At 70.7% G+C, this 21,918-nt stretch carries 17 protein-coding genes; 1 reads left to right on the top strand and 16 read right to left on the bottom strand.

All coding sequences use genetic code 11. The features are described 5' to 3' along the window. The first annotated feature begins 362 nt into the window (after positions 1–362). Positions 363–1,850 (top strand): MFS transporter, encoded by a 1,488-nt coding sequence (locus AB0C36_RS26625; RefSeq protein ID WP_358358425.1) that lies wholly within the window; start codon positions 363–365, stop codon positions 1,848–1,850. A gap of 111 nt (positions 1,851–1,961) precedes the next feature. Here AB0C36_RS26625 and AB0C36_RS26620 read toward each other — a convergent pair whose 3' ends face one another. The 16 genes from AB0C36_RS26620 to AB0C36_RS26545 form a co-directional block, all read right to left on the bottom strand. Then, entirely contained in the window at positions 1,962–3,161 is a 1,200-nt protein-coding gene (locus AB0C36_RS26620; RefSeq protein ID WP_358358421.1) for a serine hydrolase domain-containing protein, read from the bottom strand. A gap of 146 nt (positions 3,162–3,307) precedes the next feature. Next, positions 3,308–4,513, bottom strand: a complete 1,206-nt coding sequence (gene fabV / locus AB0C36_RS26615; protein WP_358358418.1) for an enoyl-[acyl-carrier-protein] reductase FabV — start codon at positions 4,511–4,513, stop codon at positions 3,308–3,310. A gap of 204 nt (positions 4,514–4,717) precedes the next feature. After that, entirely contained in the window at positions 4,718–5,716 is a 999-nt protein-coding gene (locus AB0C36_RS26610) for a polyprenyl synthetase family protein (protein ID WP_358358416.1), read from the bottom strand. A 43-nt stretch (positions 5,717–5,759) separates the two neighbouring features. Then, entirely contained in the window at positions 5,760–7,319 is a 1,560-nt protein-coding gene (nuoN, locus tag AB0C36_RS26605; RefSeq protein ID WP_358358414.1) for an NADH-quinone oxidoreductase subunit NuoN, read from the bottom strand. Beyond that, entirely contained in the window at positions 7,316–8,953 is a 1,638-nt protein-coding gene (locus AB0C36_RS26600; RefSeq protein ID WP_358358411.1) for an NADH-quinone oxidoreductase subunit M, read from the bottom strand. The genes nuoN and AB0C36_RS26600 overlap by 4 nt, the downstream gene beginning before the upstream one ends. 94 nt (positions 8,954–9,047) lie before the next feature. After that, on the bottom strand, positions 9,048–10,982 hold the full coding sequence (gene nuoL / locus AB0C36_RS26595) for an NADH-quinone oxidoreductase subunit L (RefSeq protein WP_358358408.1): 1,935 nt from the start codon (positions 10,980–10,982) through the stop codon (positions 9,048–9,050). Positions 10,983–11,043: 61 nt separating this feature from the next. Then, positions 11,044–11,343 carry an NADH-quinone oxidoreductase subunit NuoK gene (gene nuoK, locus AB0C36_RS26590; RefSeq protein ID WP_358358405.1) on the bottom strand — a complete coding sequence of 100 codons (300 nt, stop codon included), beginning with the start codon at positions 11,341–11,343 and terminating at the stop codon, positions 11,044–11,046. Beyond that, a complete protein-coding gene (locus AB0C36_RS26585) occupies positions 11,340–12,371 on the bottom strand; it encodes an NADH-quinone oxidoreductase subunit J (RefSeq protein ID WP_358358431.1) in 1,032 nt (343 codons plus the stop codon). The genes nuoK and AB0C36_RS26585 overlap by 4 nt, the downstream gene beginning before the upstream one ends. A 17-nt stretch (positions 12,372–12,388) precedes the next feature. After that, entirely contained in the window at positions 12,389–12,988 is a 600-nt protein-coding gene (gene nuoI / locus AB0C36_RS26580) for an NADH-quinone oxidoreductase subunit NuoI (protein ID WP_358358402.1), read from the bottom strand. A 2-nt stretch (positions 12,989–12,990) separates the two neighbouring features. After that, complete coding sequence (gene nuoH / locus AB0C36_RS26575) at positions 12,991–14,424, bottom strand: NADH-quinone oxidoreductase subunit NuoH (RefSeq protein WP_358358399.1); 1,434 nt, start codon at positions 14,422–14,424, stop codon at positions 12,991–12,993. Further along, entirely contained in the window at positions 14,424–17,054 is a 2,631-nt protein-coding gene (locus AB0C36_RS26570) for an NADH-quinone oxidoreductase subunit G (RefSeq protein ID WP_358358396.1), read from the bottom strand. The genes nuoH and AB0C36_RS26570 overlap by 1 nt, the downstream gene beginning before the upstream one ends. Beyond that, a complete protein-coding gene (gene nuoF / locus AB0C36_RS26565; RefSeq protein WP_358358394.1) occupies positions 17,054–18,394 on the bottom strand; it encodes an NADH-quinone oxidoreductase subunit NuoF in 1,341 nt (446 codons plus the stop codon). The genes AB0C36_RS26570 and nuoF overlap by 1 nt, the downstream gene beginning before the upstream one ends. 5 nt (positions 18,395–18,399) lie before the next feature. Further along, a complete protein-coding gene (gene nuoE, locus AB0C36_RS26560; RefSeq protein ID WP_358358391.1) occupies positions 18,400–19,119 on the bottom strand; it encodes an NADH-quinone oxidoreductase subunit NuoE in 720 nt (239 codons plus the stop codon). Further along, positions 19,116–20,459 carry an NADH dehydrogenase (quinone) subunit D gene (nuoD, locus tag AB0C36_RS26555; protein WP_358358387.1) on the bottom strand — a complete coding sequence of 448 codons (1,344 nt, stop codon included), beginning with the start codon at positions 20,457–20,459 and terminating at the stop codon, positions 19,116–19,118. Before nuoD ends, nuoE begins: the two co-directional genes overlap by 4 nt. Then, positions 20,459–21,334 carry an NADH-quinone oxidoreductase subunit C gene (locus AB0C36_RS26550; RefSeq protein WP_358358385.1) on the bottom strand — a complete coding sequence of 292 codons (876 nt, stop codon included), beginning with the start codon at positions 21,332–21,334 and terminating at the stop codon, positions 20,459–20,461. The genes nuoD and AB0C36_RS26550 overlap by 1 nt, the downstream gene beginning before the upstream one ends. Beyond that, positions 21,331–21,885 (bottom strand): NuoB/complex I 20 kDa subunit family protein, encoded by a 555-nt coding sequence (locus AB0C36_RS26545; RefSeq protein ID WP_358358382.1) that lies wholly within the window; start codon positions 21,883–21,885, stop codon positions 21,331–21,333. Before AB0C36_RS26545 ends, AB0C36_RS26550 begins: the two co-directional genes overlap by 4 nt. Positions 21,886–21,918: the final 33 nt, after the last annotated feature.

Below are 21,918 nucleotides of genomic sequence, written 5' to 3'. Positions count from 1 at the left end.
GATCGCCAGCCCGAGACCGGTGCCGCCCGAACGCGCGGCCGGCCGCGCACCAGATGAGCGCCGCCGGGGCCGGAACCACGGCCCCGGCGGCGTTGTCATGCCCTCGGCTGCCGTCCCGCCAAAAGATCCCTCAAAAAACCGACCCGATAAATATCGTCCCTAACAAAACTATCTGCTAGCGTCTCTCTCGTTGGCGGACGGCGACGTCCGCGGCCGGCGGTCCACCGGGACGCACCCCGGTACTCCCCGGCGAGCCCCGGCCTTCCCCCGCCGGTACATGGCGGTACTCGCGCGGCACCCGCGCGGTACCCACCGCGGCATTCACTGCCGTACCCACTGCGGCACTCACGAGGAGACCCCTGATGGCGAAGCCCGACCGGCCCGGTTCCGCGTCCCGCACCTATCCGCGCTCGCTCGCCCTGACCCTGCTGAACCTGGGCATGCTGATGGTGATCCTCGACGGGACGATCGTGACCGTCGCGCTGCCCGCGATCGGCGAGGACCTCGGCTTCTCGTCGGCCGACCTCGCGTGGGTCATGAACATCTACATGATCGCCTTCGGCGGCCTGCTCCTCCTGGCCGGCCGACTCGGCGACATCTTCGGCCGCAAGCGCATGTTCCTCGCCGGACTGGCCGTCTTCACCGTCGCCTCGGTGGTGGCCGGCCTCGCCACGAGCCCCGAATTGCTGCTGATCGCCCGCTTCGTGCAGGGCGCGGGCGGCGCGATGTCCTCCGCCGTCAGCCTCGGCATGATCGTCACGCTGTACCCGGAGCCGGCCGAACAGGGCAAGGCCATCGGCGCGTTCAGCTTCATCGGTGCGGCCGGCGCCTCGCTCGGCCTGGTGCTGGGCGGCGTACTCACCGAACTGGCGAACTGGCACTGGATCTTCCTGGTCAACCTGCCTATCGGTGCGGTGACCCTGCTGCTCGCCTCCCGCGTCCTGGCCGCCGACACGCCGACCGGTCCGCGCGGCAAGGCGGACGTCGTCGGGGCCGCCCTGGTCACCGCCGGACTGATGCTGCTCGTGTACGCGGTCGTCGAGGCCGAGAAGTACGGCTGGTCCTCCGGCCGCACGTGGGGCCTCGTCGCCGTCTCCTTCGCCCTCATCGCACTCTTCGCCGTACGCCAGGCCAAGGCCGACACGCCCCTGATCCCGCTGCGCACCTTCCGCTCCCGCAACGTCACCGGCGCCAACTTCATCCAGGTCCTCACCATCGCCGCGATGTTCGGCTTCCAAGTGCTGGTCGTCCTCTACATGCAGCATGTCCTCGGCTACGGTGCCGCGAAGACCGGCTGGGCCATGCTGCCCACCGCGGTCGCGATCGGGGCGGTCTCCCTCGGCGTGTCGGCCCGCCTCATCGCCCGCTTCGGCGCCCGCAACGTCCTGCTCACCGGGCTCCTGGTGCTGACTGCCGGAATGCTGTACCTGGTCCGCGTCCCCGTCCAGGGCTCGTACGCCGTCGACCTGCTCCCCGTGTTCGCGCTGCTCGGCGGCGGCGGCCTGGTCCTCCCGGCCCTCGCCACCCTGGCCATGTCCGACGCCCGGCCCGAGGACGCCGGCGTCGTCTCCGGGCTCTTCAACACCACGCAGCAGATCGGCGCCGCACTCGGTGTCGCCCTCCTCAACACCCTGTCCACCTCCCGCAGCGAGGACCTGCTCGCCGAGGGCAAGGACACCGCGACCGCGCTCACCGGCGGCTACCACCTGGCCTTCGCCGTCGGCACCGGCCTCCTGGCCGCCTCCGCGATCCTCACCCTCGTCGTCCTGCGCACCCCGCGCGGCACATCGACCGAGGTCGCCGCCTCCGCGGACGCCACCCCCGCACCCCAGACCGCCCTGCACGTCTGATCGTTCCTCCCGGCACAGAGGGCCGGTCGCCCGGGACCCCCGGCCGACCGGCCCTCACTCTTGGACGCGGACGCGGACGCGGACGCGGCCCGGCCCGGCTCGGGCGTCGGACTACCGCGGCGCCCCCGCGCACAAGGCGCGATCGATCGCCACGGCGGTGGCGGCGTTGAGTTTCGCCGTGTCCGGGCGGGCCCCGGTGCTGGTGATCGCGAGTGAGACGGCGCGCTTGCCGTCGGCGGTGACCCCCAGGCGGCTCGCCACGCCGAGGCCGTCCCCCATGTGGGTGTAGTACGTTCCCCCGCACGACAGCGCCACGGTCTGCACACCGAGGCCGTGGCCGTTGGCCCCCGGAGGCGTCGCGCGCATCTGCTCCCACTGCTCCGCGGGCAGCAGGCGGCCGGACGCCAGTGCGCGGAAGAACGTGTTCACGTCGGCCGGCGTGGAGACGACTCCGGAGTCCGCCGTGTGCTGGATGGAGTGCTCGGTGAGGTCGTGCAGTTCGCCGTCCGGCAGCGTCATGGTGACCGGTATGTGCGGCTCGGGCAGGAACGGGTTCACGCCCGGTACGGAAGTGTCGCGCAGGCCGAGGGGCGCGATGACGCGGGCCTCCACCAGCTCACGCCACGTCGCGCCGGACGCGCGCTCGGCGATCATCGCGGCCAGCAGGTAGTCGGTGTTCGAGTAGCCCCATTTCACTCCGCTGCCGTCGTCGGCCTGCCCCTGGGTGAACGCGGGCGGGTGCGCCATGGCGATCGTGACCAACTCCGCCGGAGGCGTGGTGTCGTGGCGGTTGGCCTCGAAGTCCACGGTGAGGCGCGTACGGACGGCCGGGTCGCGCATGTAGTCGAACAGCCCGCTGGTGTGCCCGAGAAGGTGCCGCACGGTGATCCGGGACCCGTCGTTCCCATTGCCGGCCACCACGCCCGGCAGCCACCGCTCGACCGTGTCGTCGAGCGAGAGCCGCCCCTCCGCCGCCAGCTGCATCACGACGACCGCGAGGTACGTCTTGGTCGTGCTGGCGATGCGGAAGTACGGATTGTCGGCCCGTGGTCCTCCGGTCCCGGGCCCGACGGCGGCGCGTACCGTTCCCTGCGGTCCGTCGACGCGCGCCACGATGTTGACGTCGCCGCCGACGGCCTGCCGCACCGTCTGGAGGTCGCGGCGCAGATCGGCGTGCCCCGGCGGCCGCGCCGACGCCCCGCGCCCGCCGCCGTCCGCGGCGGCGAGGGGGGCGGCAGTGGTCAGGACGATGCCCAGCGCGGCCAGGATGAGGGTGCTGCGGCGCGCGTTGGTGCGAGTGTGCGTCTTCACGAGGTTCCCCGAACTGTGCGGTGACTGCGTCGGATACGAGTCAACGCTGTTCGGAGAGACGCGAACATGGGACTGCCATCAGCCTGTTGGTGGGGTTGTCCACCTCAGGGATCACCCTGACACGCCGCCCGCGCCGGGCCTCGGCGTCACAGGGAGGGCCAGGGCACGTCCGTTTCGGTGGGTGCGGTGTAGTCGACGCCGGGGACGTCGAAGCCGTACAGGCGGCGTACTTCGGCGGTGAACCAGTCGAGGTCGGCCAGGTCCCGCACGGTCGTGTCGGTGGCGTCGTGCCAGCGGGCGGCGACGGCGTCCTGAACGGACGTGTCGAGTTCCCAGCGGTCGAGGCGGACGCGCCCCTCGTCGTCGGCCACCAGGTCGGTGGTGCCGGTCAACTGGTCCCACAGGTCCACCAGTTGGGCGGTCGGCGAGAGCATGGCGTCGCCGAGGACGCCGCGCAGCAGGCCGACGTACAGGGCGATGCCGGGGATGGCGGTGGAGGACTGGGTGACCGCGGCGGCGTTGACGGACGTCACGGCCCGGCCGCCACGGCGTTGCGCGAGACGGGAGTTCAGCTCCCTGGCGGTGGCCTCCAGGTCCGCCTTCGCGGCACCGATGGTGCCGTTGCGGTAGATACCCGCGGTCAGCGGCGATCCGATGTAGGTCAGCGCCGCGGTGCTGACACCCTCGGCGAGGAGGTCGGCCTCGTCGAGGTGGTCGATCCAGCGGCGCCAGTCGGCGCCGCCCATGACCGCGACGGTGTGCGCGGTGTCGGCGTCGCTCGCCGGGTCGGTGGTGACCGTCCTGACCTCGGCCTGGTCGCCGTCGAAGACGAGTGTCTTGGTCGAGTACGGCGCGCCGAGCGGCTTGAGGACGGAAGTGTGCGTGACGCCGGTCTCCGGATCGGTACGACGCGGCGCGGCGACCGAGTAGACCAGGTAGTCGACCTTGCCGTAGCGCTCCGCGAGCAGGTCCGCGACCCGGCCTTTGACATCGTCGGAGAAGGCGTCGCCGTTCACGAACGCGAAGTCGTTGCCGGCGGCCCGCGCGAGGTCGGCGGTCGCGGCGGTCCGGTACCACCCGGCGGTCCCCGTACGCCGCCCGGGCGCCTTCTCCAGGCAGACCCCCACGCCCCGCACGCCGTACCGCGCCAGCCCGGCGACGGTGGCCGCGAGCCCGTACCCCGCCGACGAACCGACGACCAGCGCGGTCGGGCGCCGCGCCCCCGGGGCCGCGGCGGCGGGCGCCTCGGGCACCGAGGCCCACATCTGTTCGACGGTCGTCCGGCACCCCGCGGGGTGCGCGTCCAGGAAGAGGAAGCCGCGGTTGACCGGGGTGATGACGCGCTCGCTCATCAGAAAGGGTCCTTCACTTCGTGCTGCCGACGTGGACCGGGCGACTCCCGGGCGGTTCCGGATCACCCTGTTCACATCGTCGGCACCGCGCGGCCGTTTATTGATCGTGTGCGGCACAACGATCGAGACTCGACTTTGGCGCATCTCCACCAAACACCGGCCCGGGTGGCGGGGGCGTGGCGCAGAACCGTTTCGGGGCGAGGGTCAGCAGCTGCGCTCGACGACGAGCTCGCAGAGGGAGGAGAGCGCGGTCTTGGCGGCCGTGTCGGGGAGGGGGGTGAGGACCTCGCGGGCCTCGTCGGCGTACCGGCGGGTGTCCGCACGGGCCTTCTCCAGCGCCGGGTGGGCGCGCAGGAGGGTCAGGGCCTCGGCGTGCCGGTCGTCGTCGACGAGAGGGGCGGAGAGCAGGTCGAGGAGGTGTGCGTCCTCGGGCTGGGCCGCGGCCCGCAGGTGCAGGACCGGGAGGGTCGGTACGCCCTCGCGCAGGTCGGTGCCGGGGGTCTTGCCGGACTCGGTGGAGTCGCTGGCGATGTCGAGCACGTCGTCGGCGAGCTGGAAGGCGACGCCGATGCGCTCGCCGTAGCGGGTCAGGATCTCGACGACCTGTTCGTCGGCGCCGGCGAACATCGCGCCGAACTGGCCGGAGGTGGCGATCAGCGAGCCGGTCTTGTCGGCGATGACGGACAGGTAGTGCTGCACCGGGTCGTCGCCGGGGTTGGGGCCGACGGTCTCGCGGATCTGGCCGGTGACCAGGCGGGCGAACGCGCGGGCCTGGATGCGGACCGCCTCGTCGCCGAGGTCGGCGACGATCTCGGACGCCTTGGCGAACAGGAAGTCGCCGGTGAGGATCGCGACCGAGTTGTCCCAGCGGGCGTTGGCGCTCGGCGCGCCGCGCCGCAGGGCCGCCTCGTCCATGACGTCGTCGTGGTAGAGCGTCGCCAGGTGGGTCAGCTCGCAGACGACGGCGGCCGGCACGACGCCCGGTGCCTGCGGGTCGCCGAACTGTGCGGCCAAAAGGGTGAGGAGCGGGCGGAAGCGCTTCCCGCCCGCCTCGACCAGGTGCCGCGACGTCTGGGTGAGGTACGGGAACTCGCTCTTGGTGGCGGCGAGGAGCTCCTGCTCCACCGCCGCCATCCCGGCGCGGATCTCCGCATCGAGCTCACCGTCATGGACGCTCAGCCCGAAGGGCCCCACGATCGTCATGCCGGTGCTCTCCTCATGGTCGCGCAGTGTGTCTGCGCTGCTGTTAATGGACGAACAGGGCGGCCTTGTCCGCGAGGTCCAGGACCGGCTGCGGCAGGATGCCCAGGACCACCGTAACCGCTACCCCCAACGCGATGGCAGCGGTGGTCAGGACACTCGGCACCACCACGGTCGGTCCGTCCGCGCGCGGCTCCGAGAAGAACATCAGCACGATGACCCGGACATAGAAGAACGCGGCGATGGCAGAACACAGCACGCCCACGATCACAAGCGATCCGGCTCCGCCATCGGCAGCCGCCTGAAAGACCGCGAACTTCCCGGTGAAACCGCTGGTCAACGGGATGCCCGCGAAGGCCAGCAGGAAGACCGCGAAGACCCCGGCGACCAGCGGGGAACGCCGGCCGAGGCCTGCCCACCGCGACAAATGGGTCGCCTCGCCCCCCGCGTCACGGACCAGGGTCACCACGGCGAATGCACCCAGGGTGACGAAACCGTACGCCACGAGGTAGAACAGCGTCGAGGACGCGCCGGCCTCGTTCGCCGCGATCATGCCGGTCAGGATGAACCCGGCGTGCGCGATCGACGAGTACGCGAGCATGCGCTTGACGTCCGTCTGGGTGATCGCGATGACCGCGCCCGCCACCATCGTGACGATCGCGACGCCGATCATGACCGGCCGCCAGTCCCACTTCATGCCCGGCAGCGCCACGTAGAAGAACCGCAGCAGCGCGCCGAAGGCGGCCACCTTGGTCGCGGACGCCATGAAGCCGGTGATCGGGGTCGGCGCGCCCTGGTAGACGTCCGGGGTCCAGGAGTGGAACGGCACCGCGCCGACCTTGAACAGCAGGCCGACCGCGATCATCGCCATGCCGATCAGCAGCAGCGCGTCGTTGTCCATCGCGCCGCCGGTCGCCACCGCGATCTGGTCCAGGCGCAGGCTGCCCGAGTAGCCGTACAGCAGCGCCACGCCGAAGAGGAAGAACGCCGACGAGAAGGCGCCGAGCAGGAAGTACTTGAGCGCCGCCTCCTGCGACAGCATGCGGCGCCGCCGGGCGAGGCCGCACAGCAGGTACAGCGGCAGCGACATGACCTCCAGCGCGATGAACATCGTCAGCAGGTCGTTGGACGCCGGGAACAGCAGCATGCCGCCGAGCGCGAACATCGTCAGCGGGAAGACCTCGGTCTGGTGCAGACCGGCCTCCGTCGCCTCCTTCTCCTGCGCGCTGCCCGGCGCCGCCGCGGCCTGCGGGGCGAACGCGTCGCCGCCGCCCGGCTCCAGGCGGCGTTCCGCGATCAACATCACCGACACGATGCCGAGCAGCAGCAGCGTGCCCTGGAGGAAGAGGGACGGGCCGTCGACGGCGACGGCGCCGACGGCGGCCACCTCCTGCTCGCCGGCGAGCGCGACGACGCAGGCGAAGGCCGCCGCCATGCCGCCGAGCGAGAGGACCAGGTGGGTGGCGTACCGCGCCTTGCGGGGCACGAACGCCTCGACGAGCACCCCGACGACCGCGACGCCGAACACGATGAGCATCGGCGAGAGTTCGCCGTACTCGATCGTGGGCGCGTCGACGGTCGCGGCGAGTTGCAGACCCGCGCTCACTTGTTGCCTCCGTGGGTGTCGGCCGCCAGTTGCTGCTCCGCCGGCACGATCGGGTCGGTCGGCTTCGGATCGTTCTGCTCGACCCGGGTGATGGTGTCCTCGACCGCGGGGTTGACCACGTCCAGGATCGGCTTCGGGTACACGCCGAGCACCAGCAGCAGGGCGATCAGCGGCGCGACCACGACCATCTCGCGGACGTTCAGGTCCTTGATCTTCTCCACGCCCGCCTTGACCGGCCCGGTCATCGTGCGCTGGTAGAGCACGAGGACGTACAGCGCGGCCAGGATGATGCCGACCGTCGCGAAGACGCCGGCCACCTCATAGCGCGAGAACGTGCCGATCAGCACCAGGAACTCGCTGACGAACGGGGCCAGCCCCGGCAGCGACAGCGTCGCCAGGCCCGCCACCAGGAACGTGCCGGCCAGCACCGGCGCGACCTTCTGCACACCGCCGAAGTCGGCGATCGTCTTGCTGCCGCGCCGGGTGATCAGGAAGCCCGCGATCAGCAGCAGCGCCGCCGTCGAGAACCCGTGGTTGATCATGTAGAGGGTGGCACCCGAGTGGCCCTGCGTGGTCATCGCGAAGATGCCCATGATGATGAAGCCGAAGTGCGAGATCGACGTGTACGCGATGAGCCGCTTGATGTCGGTCTGCCCGACCGCGAGCAGCGCGCCGTAGATGATCCCGATGACCGCCAAGGTCACGACCAGCGGCGCGAACGTCTTGGAGGCGTTCGGGAACAGCTCCAGGCAGAACCGCAGCATCGCGAAAGTGCCGACCTTGTCGACCATCGCGGTCACCAGCACCGCGACACCCGGCGTGGCCTCGGTCATGGTGTCCGGCAGCCAGGTGTGGAACGGCCACAGCGGCGCCTTGATCGCGAAGGCGAACATGAAGCCGAGGAACATCGCCTTCTCGGCCGCCGGGTTGATGTCCAGCTCACCCGACGCGACCGCCTGCGACACGCGGATCAGGTCGAACGTGCCCTGCCCCGCGCCGCCGATGTCCTGGTTGGCGGTCACCACGTACAGCGCGACGACCGCGGCCAGCATGACCAGGCCGCCGAGCAGGTTGTAGAGCAGGAACTTGACCGCCGCGTACGAGCGTTGCGCGCCCCCGAAGCCGCCGATGAGGAAGTACATCGGGATGAGCATGGCCTCGAAGAAGATGTAGAAGACGAAGATGTCGGTGGCCGCGAAGGACACCACCACCATCGCCTCGACCATCAGCATGAGCGCGAAGAACGCGTGCGTCGAACGCGGCGCCGCCTTGTCGCCCGCGGTCCCGTCCATGCGCACCTGCGGCGTGTCCGCGTCGTGCCACGACGCGAGCACCAGGATCGGCATCAGCACCGCGGTCAGCAGGATCAGCACCACGCCGATGCCGTCGACGCCCAGCGCCCAGTGCACGCCGAACGACTTGATCCACGAGTAGCTCTCGGTCATCTGGTACCGGTCGCCGTCCGGCGAGAACTTCACCGTGACGATGACCGCGAGCACCAGCTCGGCGAGGGTGACCGCCAGGGCGACGTTCTTGGCGAGCAGGCGCTTGCCCGCCGGCAGGGCCGCGACCAGCAGCCCGCCGGCGAACGGCAGCGCGGCCATGACCGTCAGCCAGGGGAAGTGGCCGTTCATCGCAAGCCCTCCGCCGTGTCGAGATTGGTGCCAGCGCGTGTGGTGTCAGGAAGCCGACGGGCCGTACGCCGCACGGCCCCGCGCGTCAGGGCCATCACGCCATCCTCGCCATCAGGGTCGCCGCCACGACGACGGCCGTGCCGCCGAACATCGACAGCGCGTACGAACGCGCGAACCCGGTCTGCACCTTGCGCACCCGCGCCGAGGTCCCGCCGATGAACGCCGCCAGGCCGCCGACGAATCCGTCGATGCCCTTGCCGTCCACCCAGACCAGCAGCCGGGTGAGGTACTGCCCGGGCCGCATGACCAGGCCCTCGTTGATGGAGTCCTGGTAGAGGTCCTTGCGGGCGGCCACCGTGACCAGCGAGCCGTGCGGCGCGACGGCCGGGACCTCGCGGCGGGCGTACTGCACGTACGCCACCAGCACGCCCAGCGCCACCATCGCGGTGGCCATGCCGGTCACCACCCAGACGCTGAAGGGCAGTTCGCCGTGGTCGAAGCCGGTCACCGGGGTCAGCCAGTTCACGAACGCGTCGTTCAGGACGAACAGCCCGCCCGCGAAAACCGATCCGAACGCCAGCACGATCATCGGCACCGTCATCGACGCCGGCGACTCGTGCGGGTGCGGCTCGTGCCACTCGGCGGGCGCACCGACCGGCGCCTCCTTCCACCGCTCGCGGCCGAAGAAGGTCATGAGCATCACGCGCGTCATGTAGTACGCGGTCAGCGCCGCCGCGACCAGCGTCACCGAGCCCAGGATGTACCCGCTCGTGCCGCCCTTCGCGAAGGCCGCCTCGATGATCTTGTCCTTGGTGAAGAACCCGGACAGCAGCGGGAATCCGATGATCGCCAGGTAGCCGAGGCCGAACGTCACGAAGGTCACCGGCATGTACTTGCGCAGGCCGCCGTACCTCCGCATGTCGACCTCGTCGTTCATGCCGTGCATGACCGAGCCGGCCCCGAGGAACAGCCCGGCCTTGAAGAAGCCGTGCGTCACCAGGTGCATGATCGCGAACGCGTAGCCGATCGGGCCCAGGCCCGCCGCCAGGATCATGTAGCCGATCTGCGACATCGTGGACGCCGCGAGCGCCTTCTTGATGTCGTCCTTCGCACAGCCGACGATCGCACCGAACAGCACCGTGATGGCACCGACGATGGTCACCACCAGCTGCGCGTCCGGCGAGGCGTTGAAGATCTCCGCCGACCTGGTGATCAGGTACACGCCCGCGGTGACCATGGTCGCCGCGTGGATGAGCGCCGACACCGGGGTCGGGCCCTCCATCGCGTCGCCGAGCCACGCCTGCAGCGGGAACTGCGCCGACTTGCCGCACGCCGCGAGCAGCAGCATCAGGCCGATCGCGGTCATCGTGCCGTCGGACGCCTCGGCCGAGCCGCCGAGCACGTCGTCGAAGGCGAAGGTGCCGAAGGTGGTGAACATCAGGAAGATCGCGACGGCCAGACCGAAGTCGCCGACGCGGTTCATGATGAACGCCTTCTTCGCCGCGGTCGCCGCCGACGGCTTGTGCTGCCAGAACCCGATCAGCAGGTACGACGCGAGGCCGACGCCCTCCCACCCGACGTACAGCAGCAGGTAGTTGTTCGCCAGCACCAGCAGCAGCATCGACGCCAGGAACAGGTTCAGGTACGCGAAGAACCGCCGCCGGTCCGGGTCCTCCGCCATGTAGCCGATCGAGTAGATGTGGATCAGCGAGCCCACACCGGTGATCAGCAGCACGAACACCATCGACAGCTGGTCGAGGTGCAGACCGACCTCGGCCTGGAAGTCCGCCACCGGCACCCAGTTCCACAGGTGCTGGTCGATCGACCGCTCGGCGTCGTCCTTGCCCAGCATCGCCGCGAACAGCGCCACGCCGACCGCGAACGAGCCGAGCGCGAGCAGGGTGCCGATCCAGTGCCCGAGCTTGTTGCCCCGCTTGCCGCACAGCAGCAGCACCGCGGCGCCGAGCAGCGGCAGCCCGATCACCAGCCACGTCGCCGAGAACACCCCGCTCGCCGCGACCGAGTGCATGCCGCCGCCTCCCTCGGAGGCCAACAGCGTCGAGGAAACCGAGTTTTGCGTCACCAGTCCCCTACCACTTCATCAGGTTGGCGTCGTCGACCGAGGCCGTACGGCGGGCGCGGAAGATGGCGATGATGATCGAAAGTCCGACCACGACCTCGGCAGCCGCGACGACCATCGTGAAGAACGCGATGATCTGGCCGTCGTAGTTGCCGTGCATCCGCGCGAACGTCACGAACGCCAGGTTCGTGGCGTTGAGCATCAGCTCGACGCACATGAACACCACGATCGCGTTGCGGCGCAGCAGCACACCGGCAGCGCCGATGGTGAACAGCAGCGCCGACAGGTACAGGTAGTTCGCCGGGTTCATGAGCGCGACTCCTTCGATCCTGCGCCGGCCGCGACCGAGTCGCCGTGGGTGGTCCCGGCCGCGTCAGGGTCCTCGGGCGCCGCTTCGGGCCCGCCGTCGCCGGGCCCCGTACCGGGGTCGGCGGCGCCGGACGCGCCCTCCTCGTCCTCGTGGCGGGCCGGCGGCACCTCGCCGCGCTGCTCCATCCACACTTCGGCGCTCTCCTCCAACTCCGCCACCCGGTGCACCGGTTCGCGGCTCACGTCGCGCACCTGGCCGCGGGCCCGCAGCGTCGCGTTGACGGACAGCTCCGAGATGCTGCCGTCCGGCAGCAGCGCCGGGATGTCCACCGCGTTGTGCCGCGCGTACACGCCCGGGGCCGGCATCGGCGCGAGGTTGACGTTGTCGCGTACGCGCGCCTCCGCCAGCTCCCGCTGCGTCTTGCGCGGCTTGAGGCGCTCGCGGTGCGCCAGCACCATCGCGCCGAGCGCGGCGGTGATGAGCAGCGCGCTGGTGATCTCGAACGCCCAGACGTACTTGGTGAAGATCAGGTGCGCGAGGCCGTTGACGTTGCTCTGGTCCATCGCCGTCCGGGTCGCCTCGTCCGGGGCCGCGGCCCCGGACGGCGAGGTCCCGCCGCCGTAGCCCGCGAAGTTCCCGAGCGAGGCGTTGGCGATTCCCGCGACCAGCAGGATGCCGAAGCCGAGGCCCGCGAGCACCGCCGCGACGCGCTGGCCGCGCAGCGTCTCCTTGAGCGAGTCAGCAGACGAGACGCCCACCAGCATCAGCACGAAGAGGAACAGCATCATGATCGCGCCGGTGTAGACGACGATCTGCACGACGCCGAGGAACACCGCGCCCTGCGCCATGTAGAACAGCGCCAGGCACAACATCGTCGAGGCCAGCATGAGCGCGCTGTGCACGGCCTTCTTCATGAAGACCGTGCCGAGCGCGCCGATCAGGGCGATCGCCCCGAGGATCCAGAACTGCACCGCCTCGCCGGTCGACGTGCGGGTCAGTTGTTCCGCGAGGACCACGCCCCCGGACATCCCGTCAGTGGCCATGCTCATCGCACACCCGCTTCGTGCCCGTCGGAGGCTTCGTCCGCGGCGCCGTCGGCGTCCGCGTCGTCGGCGCCCTGCGTGACCGTGCCGGGCGCGGCCTCGGTGACCTTGCCCAGGTAGTAGTCGCGCTCCTCCATGCCCGGGTACATCTCGTGCGGCGGGGCGACCATGCCCTCGTGCAGCGGCGCGAGGAGCTGCTCCTTGGTGAAGATCAGGCTCGCGCGGGTCGTGTCCGCCAACTCGTACTCGTTCGTCATCGTGAGCGCCCGCGTGGGGCACGCCTCGATGCACAGGCCGCAGAAGATGCAGCGCAGGTAGTTGATCTGGTAGACGCGGCCGTAGCGTTCGCCCGGCGAGAAGCGTCCTTCCTCGGTGTTGTCGGCGCCCTCGACGTAGATCGCGTCCGCCGGACACGCCCACGCGCACAGCTCGCAGCCGACGCACTTCTCGAGGCCGTCCGGGTGCCGGTTGAGCTGGTGCCGCCCGTGGTAGCGCGGCGCCGTCGGCTTCTTCTCGAACGGGTAGAACTCGGTGTTCGCCTTCTTGAACATCGTCGCGAAGGTGACGCCGAAGCCCGCCACGGGTCCCAGGAAGTTGCCCACGGTCACACCTCCCTGTCCGTCGTGTCGGTCGGGTCAGCCGGGTTCTCGGGCGAGGACGAGCCCGCCCCGACGGCCGCTCCCACCGGTTCCGTACGCCGGACGTTGCGGCGCGGTACGGGCGGCAACTCCTGCCCCGGCAAAGGCGGCACGGGGAATCCGCCCGCCATCGGGTCGAAGGGCTCCTTCGCCCCGGGCGTGCCCGGCAGCGGCTCTTCTCCCCCGTCGTCGTCCTCGGCGCCGCGCATCATGTCCCACACCACCGAGAGCACGAGGACCACGATGATCGCCCCGGCGATGCCGAGCACGATGTTGCGGTAGTCGTAGCCCTCGTTCTTCAGCGCGCGCACCGTGGCGACCAACAGCAGCCAGGCCAGCGAGGTCGGGATGAGGACCTTCCAGCCGAGCTTCATGAACTGGTCGTAGCGCAGGCGTGGCAGCGTGCCGCGCAGCCAGATGAACAGGAACAGGAAGGCCTGCACCTTGAGGAAGTACCAGAGAAGCGTCCACCAGCCGGAGTTCGCGCCGTCCCAGACGGCGGAGATCGGCCAGGGCGCCCGGTAGCCGCCGAGGAACAGCGTGGTGGCGAGCGACGAGACGACCACCATGTTGACGTACTCGGCCAGGAAGAACAGTGCGAACTTCAGCGACGAGTACTCGGTGTGGAAGCCGCCGACCAGCTCGCCCTCGGCCTCCGGGAGGTCGAACGGCGCGCGGTTGGTCTCACCGACCATGGCGATGACGTAGATGATGAACGACACCGGCAGGAGCACCGCGTACCAGGTGTCGGTCTGCTGGGCGACGATCTCGGACGTCGACATCGAGCCCGCGTAGAGGAACACGCCCGCGAAGGACAGGCCCATCGCGACCTCGTACGAGATCATCTGCGCGGTGCTGCGCAGCGAGCCCAGCAGCGGGTACGTCGACCCGGACGACCAGCCCGCCAGCACGATCCCGTAGATGCCGACCGACGCCGTGGCCAGGATGTAGAGCACGCCGACCGGCAGATCGGTCATCTGCAGGTGCGTCTGGTGCCCGAACATCGACACCTGGCCGCCCATGGGGATCACCGCGAACGCCATGAACGCGGGAACCATCGCGACGACCGGCGCCAGGATGTAGACGGGCCGGTCAGCGGCCTTGACGATGATGTCTTCCTTGAAGGCCAGCTTGACGCCGTCCGCGAGGGACTGCAGAAGTCCCTGCGGGCCGACGTGCTTGGGCCCGATGCGCATCTGCATCCACGCCACGACCTTGCGCTCCCACCAGATGGCGAAGAGCGTCATGACGACGCAGAACGCGAAGACCAGCACGGCCTTGAACAGGATCAGCCACCACGGGTCGGACGCGAACCCGACCGGGTCGGCCGCGAGCTGCACGCCCGCCGCCGTGGCCGATCCGTCCAGGGTCGTCAGCCCGGCGCTCGATTGCGGGCCCATCAGCTCTCCTCACCCTCACCGGGAAGCTCGTCCGGCCGCGCCCCGGCGGGCCGGGCCCGGAGACCGTTGACGCCGGTGCCGTTGGCCGGCCCCTCGACGCCGCGGCCCTCCGGCCCGGACGCGACCTCGGCGGCGGCGCCGTCGGACGCCCGCTGCTGCGGCAGCACCGCGGCCTTGAGCCGGACCACTTCGCCCGGATTGACCGACAGCGTGCGGCGTACCTCGGAGCCCGGCGAGTTCGCCGGGAGCCACGCGACGCGGTCGGCCATCTCGGTCACCGCGAGCGGCAGCGTGACCTCGCCGCCGTGGCCGGTCGACACCGTCACCTCGCCGCCGTCCGCCGCGCCGATCTCGGCCGCGGTGGCGGGACTGAGCCGGACGACCGGGCGGCGGCGCGTGCCGGCGAGCGCCGACTCGCCGTCCTGGCCGCGGCCTTCGTCGAGCAGCAGGCGCCAGGACGCGAGGACCGCCTCGCCGGCGCCCGGGGTGGCGGCGGCGCGGCGCTCGCGGGGCTCGGGACCCGCGGCGCGTTCACCGGCCCAGCCGCCCAGGCCGCGCAGTTCGCGCCGGGCCGAGCTGACGTCGGGCAGGCCGAGCGGGCGGTCCATCTCGTCGGCGATCGCGTGCAGCACCCGCAGGTCCGGCATGACCGTCCCGGAGACGCCGGTGACCTGGTCGTGCTTGAGGACCGAGGCGAAGGGCCGCTCGCGGCCTTCCCAGTCGAGGAAGGTGCCGGGCTTCTCGGCCGCCGCGGCGACCGGGAACACGACGTTCGCGCGCTCGGTGACCTCGCTGTGCCGCAGTTCGAGGCTCACCACGAACTGCGCGGCCTCCAGTGCGGCCAGCGCGCCCGCCGGGTCCGGCAGGTCGGCGGGCTCAACGCCCCCGACCACCAGTGCGGCGAGCTTGCCGTCGCGGGCCGCGCGCAGGATCGCCGCGGTGTCCAGGCCGTAGCCGCCGGGCAGTTCGGACACCCGCCACGCGGCGGCCACCTCGGCCCGCGCCTCCGGGTCGCTGACCGGACGCCCGCCCGGCAGCAAGCTGTAGAGCGCGCCGGCCTCCAGCGCGCCGCGCTCGCCGGCCCGCCGCGGCACCCATGCCAGGCGCGCCCCGGCGGCCTCGGCGAGCGCCCGGGCCGCGGTGAGCGCCCCCGGGATGCCCGCCAGCCGCTCGCCGACCAGGATGACCGCGCCGTTCTCGCGCAGCAGGTCGGCCGCGTCGCCGCCCAGGGTGTCGAGGCCGGACCGGGTCGCCAGGGCGTCGAGCCAGTCCGTCTCGGTGCCCGGAGTCGCGCGCAGCAGCGCGCCGTTCATGCGGATCAGGCCCGCGGTCGCGAACGGCGCGATCGAGAAGACCTTGAGCGTGCCCTTGCGGGCCGCCTTGCGCAGCCGCAGGAAGACGATCGGCGACTCGTCCTCGGGTTCGAACCCGGCCAGCAGGACCGCGGGGGCCCGCTCCAGGTCGGCGTAGGTGACTCCTATCCCGGTCCCGGCGACCTCGGAGGCCAGGAACTCGGCCTCCTCGGTGGAGTGTTCGCGGGCCCGGAAGTCGATGTCGTTGGTGCCGAGGGCGACGCGCGCGAACTTGGCGTACGCGTAGGCGTCCTCGACGGTGGCCCGCCCGCCGACCAGCACGCCGGTGCGCTCGCGGGCCGCGTTCAGCCCCTCGGCGGCCGCGGCCAGCGCCTCCGGCCAGGACGCGGGCCGCAGTTCGCCGGTCTCGGCGTCACGCAGCAGCGGCGACGTGATGCGGTCGCCGAGCGACGCGTACCGGAACGCGAAGCGGCCCTTGTCGCAGTTCCACTCCTCGTTGACCTCGGGGTCGTCGCCCGCGAGGCGCCGCATCACGCGGCCGCGCCGGTGGTCGGCGCGCAGCGAGCACCCGGACGCGCAGTGCTCGCAGGCGGTCGGCGTCGACACCAGGTCGAACGGCCGGGACCGGAACCGGTACGCCGCCGACGTCAGGGCGCCGACCGGGCAGATCTGGATCGTGTTGCCGGAGAAGTACGACTCGAACGGCTGCTTCTCGTAGATGCCGACCTGCTGCAGCGCACCGCGTTCGATCAGCGCGATGAACGGGTCGCCCGCGATCTGCTCGGAGAAGCGCGTGCAACGCGCGCACAGCACGCACCGCTCGCGGTCCAGCAGCACCTCGCTGGAGATGGGCAGCGGCTTGGGGTACGTGCGCTTGACCTCGCCGAAGCGGGAGGTCGAACGCCCGGACGTCATCGCCTGGTTCTGCAGCGGGCACTCGCCGCCCTTGTCGCACACCGGGCAGTCGAGGGGGTGGTTGATGAGCAGCAGCTCCATCACCCCGTCCTGCGACTTCTTGGCGACCGGCGAGCTGATCTGCGTGCGGACCACCATGCCGTCGGTCACGGTCGTCGTGCACGAGGCGAGCGGCTTGCGCTGGCCCTCGACCTCGACCAGGCACTGGCGGCAGGCGCCGACCGGGTCGAGCAGCGGGTGGTCGCAGAACCTGGGGATCTGGATGCCGAGCAGCTCCGCGGCCCGGATGACCAGCGTGCCCTTGGGCACGCTGACCTCGATCCCGTCCACCGTGATGGTGACCAGGTCCTGCGGCTTGGGCGCGGGCGCGCCGCCCGCCGGTGCGTTGGTGGTAACGGTCATCAGGCTTGCGCTCCCGCCATGGTGGAGGCCCAGACCGTCGAGGCCGCCGGGTCGAAGGGACAGCCGCGCTGGGCGAGGTGGGCGACGTACTCGTCGCGGAAGTACTTGAGCGACGAGAAGATCGGGCTCGCGGCGCCGTCGCCGAGGGCGCAGAACGACTTGCCGTTGATGTTGTCGGCGACGTCGAGCAGCGTCTCCAGGTCGGCTTCGGTCCCCTCGCCCTTCTCCAGGCGTTCGAGGATCTGCACGAGCCAGTACGTGCCCTCGCGGCACGGCGTGCACTTGCCGCACGACTCGTGGGCGTAGAACTCGGTCCAGCGCAGCACCGCGCGGACCACGCACACCGTGTCGTCGAAGATCTGCAGGGCCTTGGTGCCGAGCATCGAGCCCGCGGCGCCGACGCCCTCGTAGTCCAGCGGTACGTCGAGGTGTTCGTCGGTGAACATCGGCGTCGACGAGCCGCCCGGGGTCCAGAACTTGATGCGGTGCCCCTCGCGCACGCCGCCCGCGAGGTCGAGCAGTTGGCGCAGCGTGACGCCGAGCGGGGCCTCGTACTGGCCGGGGCGCTTGACGTGCCCGGAGAGCGAATAGAGCGTGAAGCCGGGGGACTTCTCCGAGCCGAAGCCGCGGAACCAGTCGACGCCCTTGTGCATGATCGCGGGCACCGAGGCGATCGACTCGACGTTGTTGACGCAGGTCGGCGACGCGTACAGGCCGGCGACCGCGGGGAACGGCGGGCGCAGGCGCGGCTGGCCGCGGCGCCCTTCGAGCGAGTCGAGGAGCGCGGTCTCCTCACCGCAGATGTACGCGCCGGCGCCGGCGTGCACGGTCAGCTCCAGGTCGAAGCCGGAGCCGAGGATGTTCCTGCCGAGGTAGCCCGCCTCGTACGCCTCCTTGACCGCCTCCTGGAGGCGGCGGAGGACCGGCACGACCTCGCCGCGCAGGTAGATGAAGGCGTGGTTGGAGCGGATCGCGTACGCCGCGATGACGATGCCCTCGACGAGCACGTGCGGGTTGGCGTACATGAGCGGGATGTCCTTGCAGGTCCCCGGCTCCGACTCGTCGGCGTTGACCACGAGGTAGTGCGGGTTGCCGTCGCCCTGCGGGATGAAGCCCCACTTCATGCCGGTCGGGAAGCCCGCGCCGCCGCGGCCGCGCAGACCCGCGTCCTTGACGGTCTGGATGACCTCGTCCTGGTGCTTGGCGAGGGCCTTGCCCAGGCCCCGGTATCCGTCGTGCCGCAGGTAGGTCGCGAGCCGCCAGGGCTGCTCGTCGTCCCACGGCGCGGACAGCACCGGAGTCAGGATCGAGGGGTCGGCGCCTTCCGTCGTCGCGCTCATGTCGGTCACGCCCCCTTCCCGGTGGTCGTCGTGGTGGCGGGTCCTTCGGGGTCCTGGCCCTTGGCGATGCGCAGCCCGACAAGGCTGGGCACGCCGCCCGCGCCGCCCTGGTCGACGGCGTCGGTGCGCGGGTCGGGGAACCCGGCGAGGATGCGGGAGGTCTCGCGGAAGGTGCACAGCGGGGCGCCGCGGGTCGGGGTGACCTGCTTGCCGGCGCGCAGTTCGTCGACCAGGTCCTTGGCGGACGCGGGGGTGACGTTGTCGAAGAACTCCCAGTTGACCATCATCACCGGCGCGTAGTCGCACGCGGCGTTGCACTCGATGTGCTCCAGGGTCACCGAACCGTCCGGCGTGGTGCCCTTGTTGCCGACACCGAGGTGGTCCTTGAGCGTCGCGAAGATCTCGTCGCCGCCCATGACCGCGCACAGGGTGTTCGTGCAGACGCCGACCTGGAAGTCGCCGCCGTTCTCGCGGCGGTACATCGTGTAGAAGGTCGCGACGCCGGTGACGTCGGCGGTGGTGAGGTCCAGCATCTCGGCGCAGAACTCGATGCCGGAGTGGCTGACGTACCCCTCCTCCGCCTGCACGAGGTGGAGCAGCGGGAGCAGGGCCGAACGCGACTGCGGGTAGCGGCCGATGATCTCCCGCGCGTCGGTCTCCAGCCGGGCGCGTACGTCGGCGGGATAGCCCGGCGCGGGCAGGCGGGGCATGCCCAGGTCGGTCATCGGTCGACACCTCCCATGACGGGGTCGAGGCTCGCGACGGCGACGATCACGTCCGCGACCTGGCCGCCTTCGCACATGGCGGCCATGGCCTGGAGGTTCGTGAACGAGGGGTCGCGGTAGTGGACGCGGTAGGGGCGGGTGCCGCCGTCGCTGACCATGTGCACGCCGAGTTCGCCCTTGGGGGACTCGATGGCCGCGTACACCTGGCCGGCCGGCACCCGGAAGCCCTCGGTCACCAGCTTGAAGTGGTGGATGAGGGACTCCATCGAGGTGCCCATGATGGTGCGGATGTGGTCGAGCGAGTTGCCCAGGCCGTCCGGACCGAGGGCGAGCTGCGCGGGCCACGCGATCTTCTTGTCCTCGACCATGACCGGGCCCGGCTTGAGCCGTTCCAGGCACTGTTCGACGATCTTGAGCGATTCCTTCATCTCCGCGATGCGGACCAGGTAACGGCCGTACGCGTCGCAGGTGTTCTCGGTCGGGACCTCGAACTCGTAGTTCTGGTAGCCGAAGTACGGCTGCGTCTTGCGCAGGTCGTGGGGCAGGCCCGCGGAGCGCAGGCACGGCCCGGTGACGCCGAGGGCCATGCAGCCGGTGAGGTCGAGGTAGCCGATGCCCTCGGTGCGGCCCTTGAAGATGTGGTTGTCGTTGAGCAGCAGCTCGTACTCGTGGATGCGGCCCGGGAGTACGTCGACCAGCTCGCGGATCTTGTCGACCGCGCCGGGCGGCAGGTCCTGCGCGAGGCCGCCGGGCCTGATGTACGCGTGGTTCATGCGCAGGCCGGTGATCATCTCGAACACGTCGAGGATCAGCTCGCGGTCGCGGAACCCGAACGTCATCACGGTCAGCGCGCCGATCTCCATGCCGCCGGTCGCGAGGCAGACCATGTGCGACGAGATGCGGTTGAGCTCCATGAGGAGCACGCGGATGACGTTGGCGCGGTCCGGGATCTGGTCGGTGATGCCGAGCAGCTTCTCGACACCGAGGCAGTAGGCCGCCTCGTTGTACAGCGGCGTCAGGTAGTCCATGCGCGTCACGAACGTGACGCCCTGGGTCCAGGTCCGGTATTCGAGGTTCTTCTCGATGCCGGTGTGCAGGTAACCGATGCCGCAGCGGGCCTCGGTGACGGTCTCGCCGTCGATCTCCAGGATCAGCCGCAGCACGCCGTGCGTGGACGGGTGCTGCGGGCCCATGTTGACGACGATGCGCTCGTCGGCGTCGGCGGCGGCCTGGACGACCTCGTCCCAGTCGGAGCCGGTGACCGTGTAGACCCGGCCCTCGGTGGTCTCCCGGGCCTTGGCCTCCGCGGCCTGCTGCTGCGTCTGCGTGTTCTCGGCCATCAGGTGTACGACCTCCGCTGGTCGGGCGGCGGGATCTGGGCGCCCTTGTACTCGACGGGCACACCGCCGAGCGGGTAGTCCTTCCGCTGCGGGTGGCCGGGCCAGTCGTCCGGCATGAGGATGCGGGTGAGCGCCGGGTGCCCGTCGAAGACGATGCCGAAGAAGTCGTACGTCTCGCGCTCGTGCCAGTCGAGCGTCGGGTACACCTTCACGAGCGACGGGACGTGCGGGTCCGCGTCGGGGGCGGCGACCTCCAGGCGCACCTGGCGATTGTGGGTGATCGAGCGCAGGTGGTAGACGGCGTGCAGCTCGCGGCCCTCGTCGGTCGGGTAGTGCGCGCCGCTCACGCCGCTGCACAGTTCGTACCGCAGGGCCGGGTCGTCGCGCAGCGTCAGCGCCACCTTGACGAGGCCCTCGCGGCGTACGTGCAGGGTCAGTTCGCCGCGGTCGACGACGACGCGCTCGACGACGTCGTCGAACTCGACGCCCGCCTCGGCCAGCGCGCCGGTCAGTTCGTCGGCGACGACGTCGAACTCCCCTTCGCCGCCGCCGTGCGGACCGCCGTACGGGCGGGTCGCGGCGGCGGGGAGGGCGATGGTGCGGACCAGCTTGCCGTAGCCCGACGTGTCGCCCGTGCCCTTCGGGCCGAACATGCCGTGCCGGACTTCCAGCACCTCGGCGGCCGATCCGCGGGGAACCGGAACGCCGTTGCCCGCGTTGTTGCCGGTGTCGGCGTTGCCGTTGCCTGCGTTGTTCCCGGCGTTGTTCCCAGAGTTGCCGTTGCCCGAGTTGTTGTTGCCGGCGCTGTTGTTGCCGGTGCTGTTGTTGCCGGTGCTCTTGTTGCCGGAGTTGCCGGCGTTGGACGCGTCGCTCACCGCAGCAGCCCCTTCATCTCGATCGTGGGCACCGCCGTCAGCGCGGCCTGCTCGGCGGCGCGCGCGGCCTGCTCGCGGTTCACGCCGAGGGGCATGTGCTGCACCTGCTCGTGGAGCTTGAGGATCGCGTCCATCAGCATCTCGGGGCGCGGCGGGCAGCCGGGCAGGTAGATGTCGACCGGCACGATGTGGTCGACGCCCTGGACGATCGCGTAGTTGTTGAACATGCCGCCGGAGGACGCGCACACGCCCATCGACAGCACCCACTTCGGCGCGGCCATCTGGTCGTAGATCTGGCGGAGCACCGGGGCCATCTTCTGGCTCACCCGGCCCGCGACGATCATCAGGTCGGCCTGGCGCGGGGACGCGCGGAAGACCTCCATGCCGAACCGCGCGAGGTCGTAGCGTCCGGCGCCGGTCGCCATCATCTCGATCGCGCAGCACGCGAGACCGAAGGTGGCGGGCCAGAACGAACTCTTGCGGAAGTAGCCGGCGAGATCTTCGACCGTGCTGAGCAGGAAGCCGCTGGGCAGCTTCTCCTCAATACCCATCGGATGGCCTCTCCTGGATCACCTGGAACACCT

Origin of the sequence: Streptodolium elevatio, from assembly GCF_040649515.1 — a bacterium.
GTDB classification, from domain to species: Bacteria; Actinomycetota; Actinomycetes; order Streptomycetales; family Streptomycetaceae; genus Yinghuangia; species Yinghuangia elevatio.
The sequence above is the reverse complement of the archived record's forward strand: the minus strand, read 5'-3'. Positions and strand labels throughout refer to the sequence as shown.

Bases quoted from the DNA above. Each gene is read 5' to 3' on its own strand.
- AB0C36_RS26625 (WP_358358425.1), top strand. From the start codon at position 363: ATGGCGAAGCCCGACCGGCCCGGTTCCGCGTCCCGCACCTATCCGCGC.
- fabV (WP_358358418.1), bottom strand. From the start codon at position 4,513: ATGAGCGAGCGCGTCATCACCCCGGTCAACCGCGGCTTCCTCTTCCTG.
- AB0C36_RS26610 (WP_358358416.1), bottom strand. From the start codon at position 5,716: ATGACGATCGTGGGGCCCTTCGGGCTGAGCGTCCATGACGGTGAGCTC.
- AB0C36_RS26600 (WP_358358411.1), bottom strand. From the start codon at position 8,953: ATGAACGGCCACTTCCCCTGGCTGACGGTCATGGCCGCGCTGCCGTTC.
- nuoL (WP_358358408.1), bottom strand. From the start codon at position 10,982: ATGCACTCGGTCGCGGCGAGCGGGGTGTTCTCGGCGACGTGGCTGGTG.
- nuoK (WP_358358405.1), bottom strand. From the start codon at position 11,343: ATGAACCCGGCGAACTACCTGTACCTGTCGGCGCTGCTGTTCACCATC.
- AB0C36_RS26585 (WP_358358431.1), bottom strand. From the start codon at position 12,371: ATGTCCGGGGGCGTGGTCCTCGCGGAACAACTGACCCGCACGTCGACC.
- nuoH (WP_358358399.1), bottom strand. From the start codon at position 14,424: ATGGGCCCGCAATCGAGCGCCGGGCTGACGACCCTGGACGGATCGGCC.
- AB0C36_RS26570 (WP_358358396.1), bottom strand. From the start codon at position 17,054: ATGACCGTTACCACCAACGCACCGGCGGGCGGCGCGCCCGCGCCCAAG.
- nuoF (WP_358358394.1), bottom strand. From the start codon at position 18,394: ATGAGCGCGACGACGGAAGGCGCCGACCCCTCGATCCTGACTCCGGTG.
- nuoE (WP_358358391.1), bottom strand. From the start codon at position 19,119: ATGACCGACCTGGGCATGCCCCGCCTGCCCGCGCCGGGCTATCCCGCC.
- nuoD (WP_358358387.1), bottom strand. From the start codon at position 20,459: ATGGCCGAGAACACGCAGACGCAGCAGCAGGCCGCGGAGGCCAAGGCC.
- AB0C36_RS26545 (WP_358358382.1), bottom strand. From the start codon at position 21,885: ATGGGTATTGAGGAGAAGCTGCCCAGCGGCTTCCTGCTCAGCACGGTC.